The sequence below is a fragment of the Aeromonas rivipollensis genome (genome assembly GCF_010974825.1).
Classification (GTDB): Bacteria; Pseudomonadota; Gammaproteobacteria; order Enterobacterales; family Aeromonadaceae; genus Aeromonas; species Aeromonas rivipollensis.
In genome coordinates this window covers 1-20,219 of sequence record NZ_JAAILA010000017.1, presented here as the reverse complement: position 1 = coordinate 20,219, position 20,219 = coordinate 1, and the positions used below count along the sequence as shown (strand labels likewise).

Here is a 20,219-nt window from a genome sequence, read left to right as displayed (position 1 = left end):
AGAGACTTGTTCTCGGGCTGCCATAGATGAAGGAAGCACGCTTTCTTAAGGCCACAGGTTGCCAGGGCGTCGAAGCGGGTTCCCGGGCATCCACAGTTGGGGCGCGGCACTCATATGTAACAACATGTTGCCCTCGCGCCCCCCGGCTTGACCAGGGGGGCCGGGCTGGCACAATGACGCCTCCTTATCATCCGCCCCAGTCATGCGCACCTGTTACGAGCCCTCTCATGCCGACTCATGCCTCTTCGTTGCCACGCCGTCAGGTGCTAGGTTTCAACGCCATATTGCTGCTGCCGCTGTTGCTGCTCGTCTGCCTGCCCTGGCAACCCTTCATGACGAGTGCCCTGCAATCGGACTGGCTCTGGTGGCCCTATGCCCTCACCCGCATGGTGGACCTGCCCGGCCTTGCCATCACCATCGCCGCACTCTTGCTGCTGACCCGACACAAGCTGACGCTCGGCCACACCGCCCTGCTGGCCCTCGCGGGCGCTCTCTTTGCCGCGCTCGCGAGCGACTGGATCATCAAGAGCCTCATCAAGCAGCTGACCGAGGAGCCAAGGCCCTACCTGCTCTGGCTGGAGAGCCAGGAGCTTATCCCCGCCATCCGACAGTTCTATGCCGGCAGCAGTACGCTTCGCAGTGAACAGGTCCACGCCGCGACCCAGTTGCTGGCGCTGCCAGCCTGGCTAGGCCACCACTGGCAGACGGAAGTGAACTACGCCTTCCCCTCCGGCCACAGCATAGCCGCCATGAGCCTGGCCCAGTTCTTTGGGCTGATCTGGCTGGCCCGGGCCCCCACCGGGGTCTGGCTGCTGCCGCTCTGGGCCATCGGCATCGGCCTGTCGCGCACCCTGATCGGCATGCACTGGCCCCTGGACGTGCTGGCGAGCGCCCTGCTTGGCAGCCTCACCGCCCTCGTCGCCGCCCGCTGGTGGCTGCACCACTACTGATTCTCCCAGATAAAAAACGGGCACCCTGGTGCCCGTTTTTTTATCGCAGGTGCTGCTTTCAGCCCTCAGCCCTGGCTCTACTCTCAGCCCTGGCTCTGCCAGCCCTGGGGGTACTTGTAGCCGACGAAGCGCTTGGCGGCATAGGCCTTGAACTCGGGGGAGTTATAGGCGGCCGCCACATCCTTGGCGAACGGCTTGTCCGCATCGGCCCCTTTGACCACCACCCAGTTGATGAAGTCATAGCTGCGCTCGAGGAAGAGCCCGGAGCTGAACGGGATCCCGCTCGAGGCGGCGAAGTTGCCGTTGATGACGGAGAAGTCCACGTCTTCACGGGAGCGGGGCAGTTGCGCCGCCTCCAGCAGCACCAGCTTGATGTCATGAGGGTTCTTCACCACATCGAATTCGCTCGCCTTGAGGGGGTTGATCCCCTCTTTCAGGGTGAGCCAGCCCAGGTCCTGCAGCATCAGCAGGGCCCGCGCCTGGTTGGTGGGGTCGTTGGGAATGGCGACTGTGCTGCCCTCTTTCAGGGCCTTGAGATCCCCCAGCTTGCCGGCGTAGAGCCCCATTGGGCCGGTCGGTACCTGAGTGATGGGGGCCAGGGAGAGGCCCCTGTCTTTGGAGAAGCTGTCCAGATAGGGCTTGTGCTGGAAACAGTTGACGTCCAGCGAGCCGTCCGCCAGGGCGATGTTGGGGGTCACGTAGTCGGTGAACTCCACCAGTTTGACCTTGTAGCCCTTGGCTTCGAGCTGCGGTTTGATGGAGTCGGTCACCATGTCGGCGAAGTCCCCGACAGTGGTGCCTATCACTATCTCTTTCTTCGCCTCATCGATGGCAAAGGCTGACAGCGGCAGGCTGCTGGCGAGCAGCGCAAGGGCGGAGAGGGTGAAAAAGGAACGACGCTGCATAGAAACTCCCTGTAGACATGATCAAAACGGTGGGTCGGGTGACCTGTCGAAGGCGAACACCACAACCATCTAGCCATCCAAACGGCTAATTAAAGACACCATAACAGAGCTTTTCCCCTTCGCCAAGCAACAAAACCGGGCAAGCTTGGCCAAAGAGAGGCAAAGCTTGCCCGGCCCCTGGATGAGAAATCTTTGACAGAGCACGCAGTTATGCTGCTTGCACTCTCCCCCCTTGACACACAACCGGCTTATTGTGGTCATTCGATACCCATCATCACGGGATCCGCTAACGGTGCCTAGAGCCTGCTCAGAACCCAGACAACACAAGGAGTGACAGTGTTCGATCATGTTGAAATCAAGGTGGTGTGCTTCGACGACTGCCGACGCTTCTACGGCACAGTGCTGGCGCCCCTCTTGATAGAACTCAAATGGGCAGACAAAGACGCCGCAGGTTTCGGCCTGGTTGGTCACGACAAGGTGGGCTTCCTGATAGAGCGGGGCGAACAGGGTACCCCCTGCCATCTCGCCTTCGCGGCAAGCACCGCTGCGCAGGTGGATGAGTTTCACCAGGCTGGCGTCAGGGCCGGCTTTGCCTGCAACGGGCAGCCGGGGCTGCGCCCCCACTATGCCCCCAATTACTACGCCGCCTTCCTGCTCGATCCGGACGGCAACAACATAGAGGCACTGGCCTACCTTGAACCCCCTGGCATGGCGAGCCCGTGAAGATGCGCCGTGCAGCTTGTCAGCAGAAGCCCGGCGTCGTTGACCTCGGTGCCAGAAAACTCGCCACAAACAAAGGAGAAAATCATGCTTGAACGCCGCGACACCGGCCTGCTGGTCGTCGATATCCAGGGCAAACTGGCCCGTCTGGTCGAGGGGAGCGAGGCCCTGATTGCCAATACGAGCAGGCTGGCAGAGGGCGCCCGGGTGCTGGGGTTGCCGGTTGTCTGGCTGGAGCAGAACCCGGACAAGCTCGGGGCCACAGTGCCCGAGTTGCAGCCGCAGCAGGCGGGCACCCTTGTGCTGCCGAAGTTCAGCTTCGGCGCCCTGGGGGAGCCGACGGTCGCCGCCGCCCTGGCCGGAACCGGGGTCAGTCACTGGCTGGTATGCGGCATTGAGGCCCATATCTGTGTCTACCAGAGCGTGCTGGGGCTTCTGGCCAGCGGCGCCCGGGTCTCTTTGGTGGTGGATGCAACGTCATCCCGCACCGCCGCCAACCGGGATCTCGCCATCAGCCAGCTGGCGGCCCGAGGCGCAGCCCTCACCTCGGTGGAGATGTGCCTCTTTGATCTGATGGGAGATTGCCGGCATCCGGCGTTTCGCCAGATCCTCTCCCTGGTGAAGTGACCGCCCTGATGGACAATATGGCGCCCTTTTTGTTTGCCCTAATGGCATTCGGGACGGCGTTCATGGTGACGGTGACGGGCATGGCGGCCACCCGTCACTCTCTGGCCTGGCTCTGGCTGGGGAGCCTGCTCTTCTACGCACTCTGGTGGATGCTGCTGGGCTACCCTCCACTCCTTCCCGAGTGCTGGCCAACGCCGTCCCAATAAAGAGCACCGAGGCCCGGGCCAATCAGGATGATTCCCCCTTCCCCAGCTTCTCCTGCAGATAGCGATAGCCCCCGGCGCCGTCCGGCAAGAAACTCAGGCGGTGGCTGAGGCCGGGGGGCGCATCCTCGGGGTGGTGGGAGACGAACAACAACTGGGTGCCTTCCCCTATGAGGCGCACCACCATCTCCCGCACCAGGTGGCGGTTCAAAGGATCCAGCCCCTGCAGGGGCTCATCCAAAATGAGCAGTGGCGGATGCTTGACCAGGGCTCGGGCAATCAGCACCAGGCGCTGCTGACCAAAGGAGAGGGCGTGGAAGGGCAGCGCCCCCTGCTCCTTTAGCCCCAGCAGGGCCAGCCACTGGTTGGCGAGCGCCAGCTGGCGATCCCCCGGGCGGGTATAGAGGCCGATGGAGTCATAAAAGCCGGAGAGGATCACCGCCTGCACCGAACAACTGACGCGATAGTCCAGGTGCAGGGCCGGGCTGACCAGGCCGATGTGGCGCTTGATCTCCCAGATGCTCTCGCCACTGCCCCGGCGCACCCCGAACAGGCGCAAATCATTGCTGTACCCCTGCGGATGATCCCCTGTGATAAGGGCGAGCAGGGTCGACTTGCCGGCGCCGTTGGGCCCCACCAGTTGCCAGTGCTCCCCCTCGGCAATGGTCCAGTCGAGCCCGTCGATGATGACTTGCTCCCCGTAGGCGACGCGCAAGGCGTGCATCTGCACCTGGGGGCCGGCGGGCAGGGGCGTGGGTGCCTGGAGCGGCGGGGGCAGCTGCGGACTCTGCCCCTCGGCCCGTGCCAGCTGGGCCACCTCCTGACTGCCGAGCACGGCGTCACGCTCCCCCGCCAGCAGCAGGCGGCGTTCCCCGAGCAGGCCGAGGTGACTGGCGAAGGGGGGGATCTCGTCGAAGCGGTTGACGATCACCACCAGACGTTGCCCCTGCGCCACCAATTGCGCCAGCAGCGACATCAGATCCCTGCGCGAGCCCTGATCCAGGCCATCGAAGGGCTCGTCCAGCACCAGCAGTTCAGGTTGCCCCAGCAGGGCGCGGGCCAGCAGCAGCTTGCGCCCCTCCCCGCTCGAGAGATGGCGATAGGGGCGATCCCACAGGGACTCGATGCCGAAGCGCACCAGCAACGAGCGGGCTTGCGCCTCCTCTCCCCCCTCCTCCAGCATCAGGGTCGACACCCGATAGCCCGCCTCCTCCTCTTCCCCCAGCATGTCGGTGTTGCGCCGCTGCCAGTCCAGCTCCCCCAGTCGCTGCTGCGACTCAAACGAGAGGCGCTCGGCCCTCACCCGGCCAGTCACCCCCCCTGCACGGACGGCCAGCTCGCCGCACAGGGCAGAAGCCAGCGCCGTCTTGCCGCTGCCGTTACTGCCGACGAAGGCCCAGCACGCCTGAGGCGCCAGGGTGAGGTCGGGGATGAAGAGGGTCTGGTCGCCGTGAAGAGCCAAGCTGGCTGATTGCCACTGCAAAAGAGTCATGGATCCGTCCTGAGTGCTGTTTTGCCCTTACCTTAACAGGGATAGCGACCAGCGGCAGCCTTGGCAGGTGGTGAGGGGCGCTTGACAACAGGCCCTTCTATCGACAAAAAGATCACTAGCGTTGAATGCGAATGACTCTCAATGAAACACGTAATCTGCCCTATTGATACCCCCATATGGGCTCGAGTGAGATTTCTTTGAGCCCCCTCTCAACTCCGAAATGAGAGCCTTTTGAATCGTCTTTTCTCATGTATAGATGCCCGTCGCACCTCGGACGGTGCGCCCTTAAGATGGAGTTTATCAATGAGAAAAACATCGTTAGCATTGGCAATCACGGCCCTGCTCTCGGCCCTGCCTGTCGTCTCGGCTCAGGCTGCCGAGAGTTGTACCCCCCTCACCGGCAGAGAAGTCGACATGGATACCGGCCGCACCAGCGCACAGCGCTGCCTGCCCGGCATCAACCCCTTGCAGGACCAGCAGTGGCACCTGCTCAACAGTGGCCAGCATGCCTTCAGTGCCCGTGGCGGCGTGGCGGGCAATGACCTCAACCTCTGGTGGGCCCACCGCACAGAGGTGCTCGGCCAGGGGATCAATGTGGCCGTCGTGGACGACGGCCTGGCCATAGCCCACCCGGATCTCGCCGACAACGTCCGCCCCGGTTCACGTAACGTGGTGACCGGCAGCGACGATCCGACGCCGACCGATCCGGACAGTGCCCACGGCACCTCTGTCTCCGGCATCATAGCCGCGGTCGACAACGCCATCGGCACCCGGGGCGTGGCCCCCCGTGCCCAGTTGCAAGGCTTCAACCTGCTCGACGACAATAGCCAGCAGTTGCAGCAAGACTGGCTCTATGCCCTCGGCAGCAGCCAGGCCAGCCGCGACAACCGCGTCTTCAACCAGAGCTACGGCATGAGCCTGGTCGACCCCCAGGGAGCCGGCGGGCTCAACCAGGTGCAACTGGATCGCCTGTTCGAGCAGATGACCCTGAAGGCGCAAGGGGCCGCTTACATCAAGGCCGCGGGCAACGGCTTCAGCCGCATTGCCGCCGGCAACTATGTGCTCAACCGCACCGGCGGCGAGCTCAGACTGCCGTTTGAAAACAGCAACATAGATCCTTCCAACAGCAACTTCTGGAACCTGGTGGTCAGTGCCAGCAACGCAGACGGCGTGCGCTCCTCCTACTCCAGCGTCGGCAGCAACGTCTTCCTGACGGCCCCGGGCGGCGAGTACGGCACCGCCTCACCGGCCATGGTCACCACGGATCTGCCCGGCTGCGACCTGGGCTACAACCGCACCGATCGTCAGAGCGTCAACCGGCTGCACGGCAACCCGGCACTGGATGCCGGCTGTGACTACAACGGCACCATGAACGGCACCTCTTCGGCCACCCCGAATACCGCTGGCGCCATGGCGCTGCTGATGTCAGCCTATCCGGACCTGTCGGTGCGGGATCTGCGGGATCTGCTGGCACGCAACGCCACCCGCATCGATGCCAATCAGGCAGCGGTCACGCTGAGCTACACGGCCGCCAATGGTCAGCAACGCAGAGTGACAGGGCTGGAAGGCTGGGAGCGCAATGCCGCCGGGATCTGGTTCAACCCGACCTATGGCTTTGGCCTCATCGATGTGAACAAGGCCCTGGCGAGCGCCGCCACTCACAATCCCTTACCGGCGCTGGTACAGCTGCCGTGGCAGAAGGTCACTGTGCAGGGCAATGCCCAGGGCGCCATCCCGGATCTGGGCAGCAGCCCGACCACCTCCAGCACCCGGGTCGAGCAGGCGTTGACGGTGGAAGCGGTGCAGGTGCAGGTCAGTCTGGATCACCAACGACTGCCCGATCTGCTGATCGAGCTGGTCTCCCCCTCCGGCACCCGCAGCGTGCTGCTCAACCCCAACAACAGCCTGGTGGGGCAATCCCTCGACCGGCAGCAACTGGGTTATGTGCGCACCAAGGGTCTGCGTGACATGCGCATGCTCTCCCACAAGTTCTACGGTGAATCGGCCCAGGGCGAGTGGCAACTGGCGGTGACCGACGTCGCCAGCGGCACTCGTCAGGTCTCGCTGCTCAATCGCAGCACCAACGCCCGCACGACCCTGACCGAGCGCAACAACAGCCAGCCGGGTCAACTGCTCAACTGGTCCCTGCGGGTGATCGGCCATGAAGCAGCTTCCCTCTAATCGCACAGGAGTCACAACATGAAACACAGCTTACTCAGCCTTGCCCTGGCAAGCCTGCTGGCCTCGGTTTCCGCTCAGGCCACGGCCGAAGAGTCGGTGGTTATCGAGGGCAAGCAGTACAGCACCATAGAGGTGAACGGCCAGACCTACCTCACGCCGGACAACGGCAGCAAGAAGCGCGTCGCCCGCAGCCTGGATGGCAAGGCGGCACAACCTGGCCTGCGCAGCGGTGACGTCTTGCTGCAAGGGGTCGCCAGCCCCGAGCTCACCGTCAGCGGAACCCTGCTGATCGAAGCCGACGAGCCTCAGGCCAGGGCACTGGCCAAGCGCCACGGTCTGAGCTTCAAGCAGAGCAGTGGCGGCATCGCCCTGCTGGAGGCCAAACCCGGCACCGATCTGAACGCCATCAGCGCCCGGCTCAAGCAGGAAGGCGTGAAGGTGCAGATCGAACTGGCCGGCGCCGAGCAGCAGCCCAGGTGAAGCACGCCTCGCACTGAAGGCGTCATCTCATCGAGGGGGCCATGGGCCCCCTCGTCTTTAGCCACTACGCCGCCGCAACCCCATCCTCCAATGCCCACCCGGCGATAACACTCCCATATAGAGCGTAAGAGATTAGGTTCTATTATTGGTTCGGCGTGCTCAGTTCATTAATGCCAGGTGGTATGGCGTAACAGCCTTGCTCGCCAATGAAAACCCTGCCCCTGAACAAGGCCCTGCGCTTTTACAAAAGAGAGATGATGTTTATTTTCGACACCCTCGACAATGACGCTTTCGCTACCCCATATGGCAGCCACATGTTCGATAAAGGTGGTATCATTGCGATTAAAACATTGCCAGAAGAAGCGCTTATTTATTTTGATGCCATCAAAAGCATTCTGCAGTTCATCTGCGAGACTACGCACTGCCTCATCTGCATTTTTTATCCAGAATTTCACTCCTAACTCTCTGAGTTGCGATACATTTTTTATCGTTTCGTCAGGGATGCCGTTGCTGACGGCCTCATTATCAAACTCAATGTTGATGTTGAACTGCAGCACGAATGGCAGAAAATCCTCCCATGAGATCAGCTCGTTGAATGCCGCGGGTTCTACATTGATAAATACCGTGTGATAGAGATGCTCGTCATGTCGGTTCAGTTTTTGGAAGAACTCCAGTTGACGTATGAAAAGAGAGACCAGGGCCCGGCGTTCTGCGTTGCAGAAATAATGCTCATCCAATACCATCCGGTTGGCAGTATAGGATACCATCTCGAATGACAGTATGTTGCCAGCATTGAGCTCAACGATAGGTTCCAGGGTGTGCTTTATATACTGATGGTTTTTATTATCTGTATTAAATGTCATTGCTATTCTCGATAGTGAATCCTGAACGATATGGATAAAATATGTACCCGGCGCGAGCAACGGTCACCAGGCAGCGGCAGTCTGGATCAACTCTTCTTAATAATTTCCTGATATTTGATAGCGCCACGGACACAGTATTTTCACATACTATCCTCCCATGCCAGACACTATTAAGAATTTCATCTTTTGATACCAGATAACCGCTATTACGGACCAGGTACCTTAAAACTCCAGCCTCTCGCGTCCCCATTTTTATAACTTGTGGCTGATCCGTTCCGGCAAAAAAAAGGAATGTGAATGTGCCATTGTCTAAATCCACAATGACGTTTCTATCTTTATTGATTAGGCATGTTGTTACCGCACGCCCTCTAATCATTTCTAACTCAAGCATGAGCAGCCTCCGTGTTAATCAGTAACTGATGACTCTACGCCCTCACTGAGAACTGTCATTACCAACCCAATTACTGTGGTTAGGCTGAATGACATCATTCTCACAGAACCAGCAGGTGAATTAATGATAATAAAATAATTTATCCACAAATAATTAAAACCGTTTAATTTCAATCTCATATGTAGAGATGAATCACAAAAAGCCCCGCATGAGTCGACATGATCAACCATAAAATCAACATGGAAAGCATAAGACACTATTTTTTTTAATTTTGTTGAGTTTTATGGTGGTGCAAACGCTCTAGGTTGCACGATGAATCTATATATTTCACTGATCGAGAAAATTGCTATATCAGCTGATTGGAAGTGTATTTTGGATAGTGAGTTAGGCTATCGGGCGACCTTATGATGGCAGCGCCCGGCTCATGTGAAGAGGGATTATTTTAAGTACTGCCATGAAGATAGACCATCGCAATAGATGAGCCAACCTGAGATCCCAAGCAAGATATGACATGACTCTAATTGTGGGCCTTCGTCACCGATAAGAACCCGTATTCTTTTTGAGCGACACAGCCTCTATTATCCATTGCAAATGGATAATAGAGGCTGTCACTGCTTGACCCGTTTACTGCCAGTGCTTACTTGAGCCAAGTCGTAATCAGACTTTCAGTTTCATCTGCATGAACGCATCATCAACACAGCACCATATTGGTAATAAAAAACGGCACCGAGAAGGTGCCGTCATGGATTATGGTAGGGAGCTGCCTGTGCTGGCTCAGCCAGCCTTATTCTACTCAGCTAGCCTTATTCTGCTCGGCCAGATAGAGCCAGGTGTCGACCACGGTATCGGGGTTGAGCGACACAGAGTCGATGCCCTGCTCGACCAGCCAGGCGGCGAAGTCCGGGTGATCGGACGGGCCCTGGCCGCAGATGCCGACGTACTTGCCCGCCTTGCGTGCGGCCTGGATGGCCATGGCCAGCAGCGCCTTGACCGCCTCGTTGCGCTCATCGAACAGGTGGGCGATGAGGCCCGAATCCCGATCCAGACCCAGGGTCAACTGGGTCATGTCATTGGAGCCGATGGAGAAGCCGTCGAAGTGTTGCAGGAACTGATCCGCCAGCAGGGCGTTGGAGGGCAGTTCGCACATCATGATGACCTTGAGGCCCCGCTCGCCGCGGCGCAGGCCGTTCTCCGCCAGGATATCCACCACCTGCTCCGCCTCGCCCACGGTGCGCACGAAGGGGATCATCACCTCGACGTTGGTCAGGCCCATGACGTCACGCACCCGTTTCATCGCCTCGCATTCGAGGGCGAAGCAGGGACGGAAGCTGTCGGCGATGTAGCGGGACGCGCCCCGGAAGCCGATCATGGGGTTCTCTTCATGTGGCTCGTAGCCACGGCCCCCCACCAGGTTGGCGTATTCGTTGGACTTGAAGTCCGACATCCGCACTATGACCCGCTCCGGCCAGAAGGCGGCGGCCAGGGTAGCGATCCCTTCACTCAGCTTGGCCACGTAGTATTCACGGGGGCTGTCGTAACCGGCGATCATCTTGGCTATGGTGGCCTGCAGCTCAGGGCTCTGCTTGTCAAACTCCAGCAGCGCCTTGGGGTGGACCCCAATCATGCGGTTGATGATGAACTCGAGGCGGGCCAGACCCACACCGGCGTTCGGCAACTGGGCGAAGTCGAAGGCCCTGTCCGGGTTGCCGACGTTCATCATCACTTTGATGGGCAGGCGCGGCATGTTGCCCACCTCGGTCACCGCCACCTCGAAGTCGAGCTCGCCGTCGTAGATGAAGCCGGTATCCCCTTCCGCGCAGGAGACGGTGATGAGCTGACCCGCCTCGATGCGGTCGGTGGCATCGCCACAACCGACCACGGCCGGGATGCCGAGCTCACGGGCTATGATGGCGGCGTGGCAGGTGCGGCCGCCCCGATTGGTGACGATGGCGGAGGCCCGCTTCATGATGGGCTCCCAGTCCGGATCCGTCATGTCGGTGACCAGCACATCGCCTGGCTGCACTTCGTCCATCTGGCTGATGGAGGAGATGACCCGCGCCGGGCCAGAGCCTATCTTGTGGCCAATGGCACGCCCCTCGATCAGCACCTTGCCGGATTGCTTGAGTGCAAAACGCTCGAGCGTATTCGCCTCCTGGCGACTGCGCACGGTTTCCGGACGGGCCTGGACTATGTAGAGCTGACCGTCCTGACCATCCTTGGCCCACTCGATGTCCATGGGGCGACCGTAGTGCTGTTCTATGATGAGGGCCTGCTTCGCCAGCGCCATCACTTCCTCATCCGTGATGCAGAAGCGGCTGCGCTCGGCATCCAAGGTGTCGACTATCTTCACCTGACGGCCATGACCGGCGTCCTCGGAGTAGGTCATCTTGATGAGCTTGGAGCCCAGCGTCTTGCGCACCACGGCGGGGCGGCCGGACTTGAGGGTCGGCTTGTGGACATAGAACTCGTCCGGGTTGACGGCCCCCTGCACCACCATCTCACCGAGACCCTGGGCGCCAGTGATGAAGACCACGTCGTTGAAGCCGGATTCGGTGTCCAGGGTGAACATGACGCCGGAGGCGGCCAAGTCCGAGCGCACCATGCGCTGCACCCCGGCGGAGAGCGCAACGCCCTTGTGGTCATAGCCCTGATGCACCCGGTAGGAGATGGCGCGATCGTTGAAGAGCGACGCAAACACATGCTTGATGGCGGTCATGACAGAGTCTATGCCGCGCACGTTGAGGAAAGTCTCCTGCTGACCGGCGAAGGAGGCGTCCGGCATGTCTTCGGCGGTGGCGGAGGATCGCACCGCAAAGGAAGCCTCGAGGCCAGCGCTCAGCTTGTCATAGGCCTCGCGCACCGCCTGCTCCAGCGCAGGCTGGAAGGGGGCGTCCACCACCCAGTCACGGATCTGCTGACCAGCCCGGTTGAGGGCGGCGATGTCGTCCACATCCAGGCTATCGAGCAGGTCGTGGATCTTGCCGTTGAGGCCGCTTAACTCCAGAAACTCGTTAAACGCAAAGGCGGTGGTCGCAAAGCCGCCCGGCACGGACACGCCGGCACCGGAGAGGTTGCTGATCATCTCGCCAAGGGATGCATTCTTGCCGCCGACGCGCTCTACGTCCTGCATACCGAGCTGTTCGTACCAGAGTACGTACTGTTGCATTTGCATGTCTCCAGGTTGGTGGGCCAGGGTGTCAACGCACCAGCTGTGCCAAGTCGTGTGTTTTTGTTAGTGTCTGTTGCCAACGACCATGAAAACGTTTTCTACTTATTGTCAAAAAAATCCCCGAGCAAGAGTTGGGGATGGCCGTTTGACACAGGCATTCTACAATACCGACACAAAAAGGTAACGACTCAGGTTTGCAAGCGAGTTCACAACTTGGGAATGGCAGACCTGTTGACAAAAGAGATATGGTTTCGAGAGATACTGATTGCTCGCAACCCCCCAGGAGCACACCACAGGAGTCCGCTGTGCACACCGTATTCTATGTATCCGACGGCACCGCCATCACCGCCGAGGTGTTCGGTCATGCCGTGTTGAGCCAGTTTCCGCTGGTCTTCGAACAGGTCACCATCCCCTTCGTGGAGACCCAGGAAAAGGCGCGCCAGGTGCGGGCCCGCATCGATGAACAATTTCGCCAGACCGGGGTGCGCCCCATACTGTTTCACACCATAGTCGACCCCCAGGTGCGGGAAGAGGTGCTCAAGGCCCAGGCCAGCAGCCACGATTTTCTTAACACCTTCGTGAGCCCCCTCGAGCAGGAGCTCGGGATCAAGGCCGAGCCCAGGCTCCATCGCACCCACGGCATGGAGAACCGCAAGCTCTATGACGATCGCATCGAGGCAGTCAACTTCGCCCTCAGCAACGACGACGGCATCACCACCAAGGAGTATGACGAAGCTGACATCATCCTCATCGGGGTCTCCCGCTGCGGCAAGACGCCGACCAGCCTCTATCTGGCACTGCAGTTTGGCATTCGTGCCGCCAACTACCCCTTCATCGAGCAGGACATGGGCTCGCTGGAGCTGCCCGCCCCGCTCAAGGCCAACCGCCACAAGCTGTTCGGTCTCACCATAGCCCCCCAACGGCTGCACGAGATCCGCAACCAGCGCCGCGCCAATAGTCGCTACTCCTCTCTCGAGCAGTGCGAGCAGGAGCTGGCGAGCGTGGAGCGGCTGTTCCGCCAGGAGGCGATCCGCTTCCTCGACACCAGTTCCCACTCGGTGGAGGAGATCAGCGCCAAGATCCTGGAGGCAACCGGCCTTCGCCGCCAACTCTGCTAGCCCGCATGAAAATAGCCATATCAAGCACTATCAGATTGGCAAGTGGCAAGATAATAAGACAGCAAGACAGGGAGAAATGACGCCGGCGGAACCGTCGGCGTCATGAGGATCAGGGGTGAGGACGGGAGCCGGGCTTGTTGAGCTCCCGGTTGTTCATCAAGATGCCATGAAAACGCAGCAAACCGTGGCGTTTGCGTACCCGCTCGCTCAACCAGCAGGCGGGTAGCAGGCCAAGCCCGGCGGCGAGCGTCAGCACCATGGCGACGTTGTTCACCAGATAATCCGCCCCCTGCCATCCCCAGATCATCAAGCAGGCTGCTGCCATGGTCAGCAACATGGGGGAGAGCCAGATCCCCAGCCAGAGCGTGGCGAGCAGCAAGCCACCGACAATACCTTCGATCATATGAGTCCTTCCTTGAAAAAGGCTACTAGCCCATCAAACCACCACCAGGTCAATAGCACCAAAACCAACTGACCACAAAACCAGCAATCACTTCCAGAACCCCTTCCCAGATCATGAAAAACCTGAAGATTGGCCACAAAGCAAACCAATGATGAGGAAAATAGGTGCACGAGCGGTCGATTATCACTATTCTGCTCGGGTTGGTAGCCGCCATAAAAAACAGTGCGCGGCAAACCGTAACGATATTAATACGGATTTCGTCACGTTTTCGGCACAAGATGCCGCGCCGGGTACAGGAAGTGCCATGGCAGACGAGACGCGAGACGAGTGAATTCAGCGACGTAAGGAAGGAAGAATGGATCTTCAACAAGACGGCGAAGAGCTCAAGCGCGGCCTGAAAAACCGCCACATCCAGCTCATCGCACTGGGCGGTGCCATAGGTACCGGCCTGTTCCTCGGCATTGCCGACACCATCAAGATGGCAGGCCCCTCGGTACTGCTTGGTTACGCCATCGGCGGCTTCATCGCCTTCCTCATCATGCGCCAGCTCGGCGAGATGGTGGTGGAAGAGCCGGTGGCCGGCTCGTTCAGTCACTTCGCCTACAAGTACTGGGGTGACTTCGCCGGTTTCGCCTCCGGCTGGAACTACTGGGTGCTCTATGTGCTGGTGAGCATGGCGGAGCTGACGGCAGTCGGCATCTACGTACAGTACTGGTGGCCCGAGATCCCGACCTGGATGTCGGCGGCCTTCTTCTTCGTGCTGATCAACGCCATCAACCTCTCCAACGTCAAGGCGTTTGGCGAGATGGAGTTCTGGTTCGCCATCATCAAGGTGGTGGCCATCCTCGGCATGATAGGCTTCGGTGGTTACCTGCTGTTCTCCGGCACCGGCGGTCCCGATGCCACAGTCAGCAACCTCTGGGCCCAGGGCGGCTTCTTCCCCAACGGGGTGGGCGGCCTGGTGATGGCCATGGCCTTCATCATGTTCTCCTTCGGTGGTCTGGAGCTGGTCGGCATCACGGCAGCAGAAGCGGACAATCCCGAGAAGAGCATTCCCAAGGCCACCAATCAGGTGATCTACCGCATCCTGATCTTCTACATCGGCGCCCTGACCGTGCTGCTCTCCCTCTACCCCTGGGGCAAGGTGGTCGAAGGCGGCAGCCCCTTCGTGATGATCTTCCATGCTCTCGACAGCAACCTGGTCGCCAACGTGCTCAACCTGGTGGTGCTGACTGCGGCGCTCTCCGTCTACAACAGCTGTGTCTACTGCAACAGCCGCATGCTGTTTGGCCTGGCCAAGCAAGGCAACGGGCCCAAGGCCCTGCTCAAGACTAACAAGAGCGGTGTTCCCCTGACCGCCATCACCATCTCGGCCGCTGCCACCTTGCTGTGCGTGCTGATCAACTACCTGATCCCGGGCAAGGCTTTCGGCCTCTTGATGTCGCTGGTGGTCTCCGCCCTGGTCATCAACTGGGCCATGATCAGCCTCGCCCACCTCAAGTTCCGCAAGGTCAAGGCTGCCGAAGGGGTGACTACCAAGTTCAAGGCGCTCTGGAGCCCCTTTGGCAACTACCTCTGCCTCGCCTTCATGGCCGCCATCCTGGTGATCATGTATATGAACGACGGCACCCGCATCTCGGTCGAGCTGATCCCGGCCTGGGTACTGGTGCTGGGTCTGGGCTATCTGTTCAAGCAGAAACGCCAGGAACGGGTCGCCGCCAATCTGGGCTAAGCCTCCCTGCTCCTCTTGCGAAAATGCCGGTCAGTGACCGGCATTTTTTTATGCGTCAGATCCCCTGGCATGGGCGAAGTCGTCCATCACTCCCCTGCCCCGGGCCTGCCCAGATAAGAGCGTCCTCTGGGCGTTGCCATTCAGCTTCCATGATCAGGGCATCCATAACGACAAACCCGAGGCAGAAGCCTCGGGTTTGGAGAGATCAGGGCCGGTTGAAGGGTCCATCATTCCAGCAGGAAGACGGCTTCCACGTTGTCCGTGATGCTGATCTGCTGCTGTTGGTAGCTGTTCTCCGCCATGTCGGCGGCAGGGGCCGCTGCAGCCTTCATGGCTCGGCTATAGACCGGCATGGGTGAGCTGTTGCGATACTCGACGCTGTACACCTTGCCAAGCTTCATGCCAAAGGCCTTGGCCAGGGATTCCGCCTTGCTGGTGGCATCTGCCACAGCACCAAGACGCGCCTGCTCCTTGATGACCAGTGGTGACTTGAGGCCGTACTCAATCTGGGAGACGGACTCCAGACCCGCCTTGAGTGCGGTGTCCATCAGCTGGCTCAACTTGTCGAGCTGGTAGAGTTTGACCGCCAGCTGGCGCTGGGCACGATAACCCACCATCTCGGGCTGCTTGTTCTGCGGATACTGGTACTCGGGGGAGATCACCAGATTGCCGGCCTCCACATCGCTGCGCTTGATGCCGAGGCTCTCCAGTTGACCAAAGAAGGCGGCAACCTTGGTATCCACCTGCTGCTTGGCCTTGATGCCCTGTTTCTCCAGGACGGTCACGGCGACGTTGAGCGTCAGCATATCGGGCTCTGCCTTCTGCTCCGCGTAGCCGCTGACCACCAGATGGGGAGCCTGGGGCACCTCGATGGCAAGCAGCGGGGCACTGACAACGAGCGCAGACAGGGTAAGAAGGGGACGCCACATAGAAAAAAACCTCCATCGATTAGATGGAGGTCATTATGCACGTCGTCGATTGGGATTCATATATCGTGCAATGGAGGGATCTGCTCCAGCACCTGATTGGTCATGTCGATATTGATGCTGATCTCTCCTCCAAGGGGATTGCCATGGCTCGCGATCACGGACGACGGAACTTCGGCCCCGAGCAGAGACTCATCCTCGAAATGGAATGAATCCCACGACAGAACGTGACCCTGGGATGGCATGCTCGGCTCGGAAGCCGTCACCACCGCCAGACTACTCCAGTCAAGCTCTTCACCATGGCTGAGCAGCCCCTGCAAGGAGCTGTCGCTCAAGCTCTGCAGCGAGTACTCCTGCTGCCCCCACTCATGGCCAACCAGCACCACCATGTGAGGCAAGGGAGCATCCTCTGCCGGCGTAAAGCTGATGCTGGAGGCGGCAAAGTCCACATTGAGCAGCCCCGCCACATCGCCATCCTCACTCTCCAGCTCCAGACCATTGAGCTTGTCACCCGTCATCGCGGCCTGATAGCCAAAGCGGCCGGAGCAGACAATGTTGTCCTGCCCATCCCAGCTATAGCGAATGCCATCGATGTCGACCCAGTTGAATGACTGCATGGTGACCCTCTCCTGATACTGCCGCTATCTTAGCCGTCAACTTCATCAAATAACAGGGGCCGGGCAAACCCGGCCCCCATGGTTTGATTAAGGATCGACCTTGAGATTGCCCTGGTTCAACAGGTCCTGAATGATTTGCAGATCGGTCCGTGTCGAATTGGCCGTCAGATCCACATTGTCAAAGAAGATACTGTGAGTCGTGGTACCACTTCCCGAACCATCCAGATCGATCGTCAAGGTCGATTTATTCACCCCCGGACCTGATGCAAAGTTCAGGTACTGATCCAAGGACGCTGCATTGGCGTGCTCGCCACTGAGCAGTTCGCTCAGATCCAGTACATCCCCATTGGCCCCTGTGGTGAAGTCCATGATGGTGTCGGTACCACCGGCATCTCCCGCCTGCCACTTGAAGGTATCCTTGCCAGCATTGCCTGTCAGGGTGTCACTGCCCATACCACCTATTAGCAAGTCGTCGCCACCGCCTCCTATCAAGGAGTCATTGCCGGCCAGACCGCTGAGGATGTTGGCACTGCCATCACCTGTCAGAGTGTCACCAAACATCGAGCCGACCAGGTTCTCCATGTTGCTCAGACTGTCGGCGCCGGCGCCACCGGTAGCCTGGTTGTTGCCATTGACTATCACAGTGACACCGACGCCACCTGTGATGTCGATGTAACTGGCAGTGTCGTTGCCAGCACCACCGTTCAAGGTATCGTTGCCTGCGCCGCCGACGAGGATGTCGTTGCCATCTCCACCGTTCAACCCATCGTTGCCGCCACCACCGAGCAGGATGTCGTTGCCGGCATTGCCGTTGAGCGTCTCATCACCAGATCCACCAATCAGGATCTCATCGAGATAGCTCCCGGTGAGCGTCCCGCCCTGCACATCCACAAACACCTTGGCAGTATCCGAGGTCGTGCTGTTGGTGTAGTTGAAGGACCCTTGGTAAGTGTTGGGTGTGATATTGCCCGAGGTATCATCGAAGGTCACCGAGCCCACATTGTCGGTTACCGTACCACTGACCGCGCCCGAGACCCCTATGATCGTCTGGGTAGCCGCCAGCGGCCCCGTATCGTTCACCAGCAGGGCCCAATCCGGGATGGTAGACGGATCCTGATTGGTGATGATGAAGTCATCACGCACCACGGTAGGACCTACCGCCGGATTGACGATGATGGACAAGGTGCTGGACGCAGTATCTCCATCGTTATCGATCACGCTGTAGCCAAAGCTCTGATTGATACCACCGACCGGTATGGATGATGGCGGAGTATAGGTATATACACCGTTGTCCATGTCAACCTTGAGGATGCCCCCGGCGACCGTGATTGACCATTCGTTGGTCGTCGTATTAAAGGTACCGGCTGAAGCCCCACCCGAAACGCCCGAAGTATCGGTCTTCTGGTTGTAGCTGTAAGTAACGCCCGCAACTGTGATGGAATTGATCCAGCCACCGTCAGCCCCGGTACTCGCTGTTATACCATCGATCAGTTGTCCGGACAGGGGGGGCGCCACAACTGTGCTGAGCAGCGTAGCTGCCAGCTGGCTGAAGTCCGTCACCACCACTGCAGTGGTGTTCGCCGGGCTTGCTCCGCTGACCCCGTTGTAGGCGATCGGATTAAGCGCCGATTGAGTAGCGCCAGACCCCATCCCGAGTGCAAAGGAGTTGATGTTGTTCGCCGTCAGGAAATCGGTCCAGTCTTTCTCGTTGGCGGCACTGATGCCATCACTATCCCCGAAGCTGTTTGAACCATCGGGAACAGTTGCGGAGTTGCTGACGTTGCTCGCGTTGGGCAAGCCATCCGACATGAAGTAGGAGACGTTTTGCGCTCCGACTATCTTGTTGCTCGCCGCAAAGGCATTGATGGCATCGTTCAGCGCATCATCGTAGTTTGTCGAATCTGTAGACGAGAGGCCAAGAATGATCGTCTTGGCCGCATCGACGCTCACCCAGGTCCCTGTGGGATTGGATGCCAAGGTAGCAAAGGTGATGATATTGACCATCACATTGCCATAGGCGCTGTATTTATCTAGCAGCTCCAGTGCCGACTTCTGCATGACCTGCAACCGACTCATGCCCTGATACCCAGATGATTCATCCATACTGCCGGAGATATCGAGGATCAGCATCAGGTTGGTGTTTTGCACCTGAGTAGCCTGACCGGCATTGGTCACTGCATTCGCCGTCGGGGCATCATCGCTGATGACCACCTGGAGATTACCGGTACCAACATCCCCCGTGGCATCCGTGGCTGACACCACGAACAGCGGGCCATTGACCGTGTCATCATCCCCTTGCACGCTGTGCGTGAGCACATTGTCCTTGAGCGTGTAGGTGTAGTTCACCGAGAACGGCCCACCGCTCGGACCGGTTACCCCGGTCACGACCAGCGTTCCCTGCGCGTTGTCTACCAGCGTCTGGCTGCCACCGCTGACCAGGTTGTAGACCCCACCACCAATGGTCAGTGCAGTGAGGTTCTCACCTTGCGTGTTGACGGTGAAACTGCCGGTGAATATCTCGGAATTGCCTACGGCCGCCGAACCGGCCGGCTCGCTGCCACGTACCGGCAGACCCTCTTCATCCACCGTTGCATTGCCGATGGTCAGCACTGGCGTGCGGGTATCCTGGCCGATGTTGATGGTCAGGGTCGCCGGGTCTGTGTCGTTGTCACCATCCTTGAGTGTGTAGGTGAACACGTCTGTTGCCCCGACCGGGACTGAGGTCGCGGTCAGCGTGTAGCTGTACTCGCCATCCGGGCCCATGGTCAGGTTGCCGTACTGGCCCGTGACCGTGAAGCCACCCGATGCGTTGCTGTCGGTGCTGCCATTGAAGCCGACGACCTGGCTGACCGCCGCGTCGTCTGCCCCCTTGACGTCAGCCCCCGCACCACCGGCACCGCCCGTGGTACCCAGCCCGGTGATGACGTTGCCGGTGACCGGGGTGAACACCCCTTCGACGGCGCTGTCCGCATCGTTGTTGGCTGTCGGGGCATCATCGCTGATGACCACCTGGAGATTACCGGTACCAACATCCCCCGTGGCATCCGTGGCTGACACCACGAACAGCGGGCCATTGACCGTGTCATCATCCCCTTGCACGCTGTGCGTGAGCACATTGTCCTTGAGCGTGTAGGTGTAGTTCACCGAGAACGGCCCACCGCTCGGACCGGTTACTCCGGTCACGACCAGCGTCCCCTGCGCGTTGTCTACCAGCGTCTGGCTGCCGCCGTTGACCAGGTTGTAGACCTGACCCCCGATGGTCAGCCCGGTGAGGTTTTCACCTTGCGTGTTGACGGTGAAACTGCCGGTGAATACGTCGGAAGTGCCGACGGCCGCCAAAAAGGCCGGCTCGCGGCCACGTACCGGCAAGCCCTCTTCATCCACCGTTGCATTGCCGATGTTCAGCACTGGCGTGCGGTTATCCTGGCCGATGTTGATGGTC

At 59.6% G+C, this 20,219-nt stretch carries 17 protein-coding genes; 8 read left to right on the top strand and 9 right to left on the bottom strand.

Features of this window, described 5'->3' with window-relative positions:
* Nucleotides 1-227: 227 nt before the first annotated feature.
* Complete coding sequence (locus tag G4923_RS12330) at nucleotides 228-950, top strand: phosphatase PAP2 family protein (protein ID WP_163137230.1); 723 nt, start codon at nucleotides 228-230, stop codon at nucleotides 948-950.
* Between the two features lie 83 nt (nucleotides 951-1,033).
* On the opposite strand, the gene G4923_RS12325 is transcribed toward G4923_RS12330, so the two are convergent.
* Nucleotides 1,034-1,855, bottom strand: coding sequence for a MetQ/NlpA family ABC transporter substrate-binding protein (locus tag G4923_RS12325; RefSeq protein WP_163137229.1), 822 nt, complete (start codon nucleotides 1,853-1,855; stop codon nucleotides 1,034-1,036).
* Nucleotides 1,856-2,191: 336 nt separating this feature from the next.
* On the opposite strand from G4923_RS12325, the gene G4923_RS12320 reads away from it, so the two are divergent.
* The 3 genes from G4923_RS12320 (at nucleotide 2,192) to G4923_RS12310 (ending at nucleotide 3,408) form a co-directional block, all read left to right on the top strand.
* Nucleotides 2,192-2,578: a VOC family protein gene (locus G4923_RS12320; protein WP_163137228.1), complete on the top strand. Its 387-nt coding sequence runs from the start codon at nucleotides 2,192-2,194 to the stop codon at nucleotides 2,576-2,578.
* Nucleotides 2,579-2,662: 84 nt separating this feature from the next.
* On the top strand, nucleotides 2,663-3,202 hold the full coding sequence (locus tag G4923_RS12315) for an isochorismatase family protein (protein ID WP_163137227.1): 540 nt from the start codon (nucleotides 2,663-2,665) through the stop codon (nucleotides 3,200-3,202).
* A 62-nt stretch (nucleotides 3,203-3,264) separates the two neighbouring features.
* The gene (locus tag G4923_RS12310) at nucleotides 3,265-3,408 is read left to right on the top strand and encodes a hypothetical protein (RefSeq protein ID WP_240455322.1); all 144 of its coding nucleotides are present in this window, start codon (nucleotides 3,265-3,267) and stop codon (nucleotides 3,406-3,408) included.
* A 22-nt stretch (nucleotides 3,409-3,430) separates the two neighbouring features.
* On the opposite strand, the gene modF is transcribed toward G4923_RS12310, so the two are convergent.
* Nucleotides 3,431-4,897 (bottom strand): molybdate ABC transporter ATP-binding protein ModF, encoded by a 1,467-nt coding sequence (modF, locus tag G4923_RS12305; RefSeq protein WP_163137225.1) that lies wholly within the window; start codon nucleotides 4,895-4,897, stop codon nucleotides 3,431-3,433.
* 303 nt (nucleotides 4,898-5,200) lie between these two features.
* Here modF and asp point away from each other — a divergent pair, with 303 nt between their 5' ends.
* Together asp and G4923_RS12295 are read left to right on the top strand one after the other, a co-directional pair.
* On the top strand, nucleotides 5,201-7,078 hold the full coding sequence (gene asp, locus G4923_RS12300; protein WP_163137224.1) for a serine protease Asp: 1,878 nt from the start codon (nucleotides 5,201-5,203) through the stop codon (nucleotides 7,076-7,078).
* Nucleotides 7,079-7,096: 18 nt separating this feature from the next.
* Nucleotides 7,097-7,558: a serine protease chaperone gene (locus tag G4923_RS12295; RefSeq protein ID WP_163137223.1), complete on the top strand. Its 462-nt coding sequence runs from the start codon at nucleotides 7,097-7,099 to the stop codon at nucleotides 7,556-7,558.
* Between the two features lie 167 nt (nucleotides 7,559-7,725).
* Here the strand turns inward: G4923_RS12295 and G4923_RS12290 are convergent, their stop codons facing one another.
* The 3 genes from G4923_RS12290 to ppsA all read right to left on the bottom strand — a co-directional run bounded on the left by G4923_RS12290 (nucleotide 7,726) and on the right by ppsA (nucleotide 11,978).
* Nucleotides 7,726-8,421 (bottom strand): EAL domain-containing protein, encoded by a 696-nt coding sequence (locus tag G4923_RS12290; protein WP_163137222.1) that lies wholly within the window; start codon nucleotides 8,419-8,421, stop codon nucleotides 7,726-7,728.
* Nucleotides 8,411-8,812, bottom strand: a complete 402-nt coding sequence (locus G4923_RS12285) for a winged helix-turn-helix domain-containing protein (protein WP_163137221.1) — start codon at nucleotides 8,810-8,812, stop codon at nucleotides 8,411-8,413. Before G4923_RS12285 ends, G4923_RS12290 begins: the two co-directional genes overlap by 11 nt.
* A 793-nt stretch (nucleotides 8,813-9,605) precedes the next feature.
* Entirely contained in the window at nucleotides 9,606-11,978 is a 2,373-nt protein-coding gene (gene ppsA / locus G4923_RS12280; RefSeq protein ID WP_163137220.1) for a phosphoenolpyruvate synthase, read from the bottom strand.
* 308 nt (nucleotides 11,979-12,286) lie between these two features.
* Here ppsA and ppsR point away from each other — a divergent pair, with 308 nt between their 5' ends.
* The gene (gene ppsR, locus G4923_RS12275) at nucleotides 12,287-13,099 is read left to right on the top strand and encodes a posphoenolpyruvate synthetase regulatory kinase/phosphorylase PpsR (RefSeq protein WP_042649732.1); all 813 of its coding nucleotides are present in this window, start codon (nucleotides 12,287-12,289) and stop codon (nucleotides 13,097-13,099) included.
* A 109-nt stretch (nucleotides 13,100-13,208) separates the two neighbouring features.
* On the opposite strand, the gene G4923_RS12270 is transcribed toward ppsR, so the two are convergent.
* Entirely contained in the window at nucleotides 13,209-13,499 is a 291-nt protein-coding gene (locus G4923_RS12270; RefSeq protein WP_162627291.1) for a hypothetical protein, read from the bottom strand.
* A gap of 358 nt (nucleotides 13,500-13,857) precedes the next feature.
* Here G4923_RS12270 and G4923_RS12265 point away from each other — a divergent pair, with 358 nt between their 5' ends.
* On the top strand, nucleotides 13,858-15,234 hold the full coding sequence (locus G4923_RS12265; protein ID WP_163137219.1) for an amino acid permease: 1,377 nt from the start codon (nucleotides 13,858-13,860) through the stop codon (nucleotides 15,232-15,234).
* Nucleotides 15,235-15,461: 227 nt separating this feature from the next.
* On the opposite strand, the gene G4923_RS12260 is transcribed toward G4923_RS12265, so the two are convergent.
* The 3 genes from G4923_RS12260 to G4923_RS21365 all read right to left on the bottom strand — a co-directional run bounded on the left by G4923_RS12260 (nucleotide 15,462) and on the right by G4923_RS21365 (nucleotide 20,185).
* Nucleotides 15,462-16,163, bottom strand: a complete 702-nt coding sequence (locus G4923_RS12260; protein ID WP_163137218.1) for an SIMPL domain-containing protein — start codon at nucleotides 16,161-16,163, stop codon at nucleotides 15,462-15,464.
* 56 nt (nucleotides 16,164-16,219) lie between these two features.
* The gene (locus G4923_RS12255) at nucleotides 16,220-16,777 is read right to left on the bottom strand and encodes a hypothetical protein (RefSeq protein ID WP_139744669.1); all 558 of its coding nucleotides are present in this window, start codon (nucleotides 16,775-16,777) and stop codon (nucleotides 16,220-16,222) included.
* Between the two features lie 87 nt (nucleotides 16,778-16,864).
* Entirely contained in the window at nucleotides 16,865-20,185 is a 3,321-nt protein-coding gene (locus G4923_RS21365) for a type I secretion C-terminal target domain-containing protein (RefSeq protein ID WP_205600437.1), read from the bottom strand.
* Between the last annotated feature and the right edge of the window lie 34 nt (nucleotides 20,186-20,219).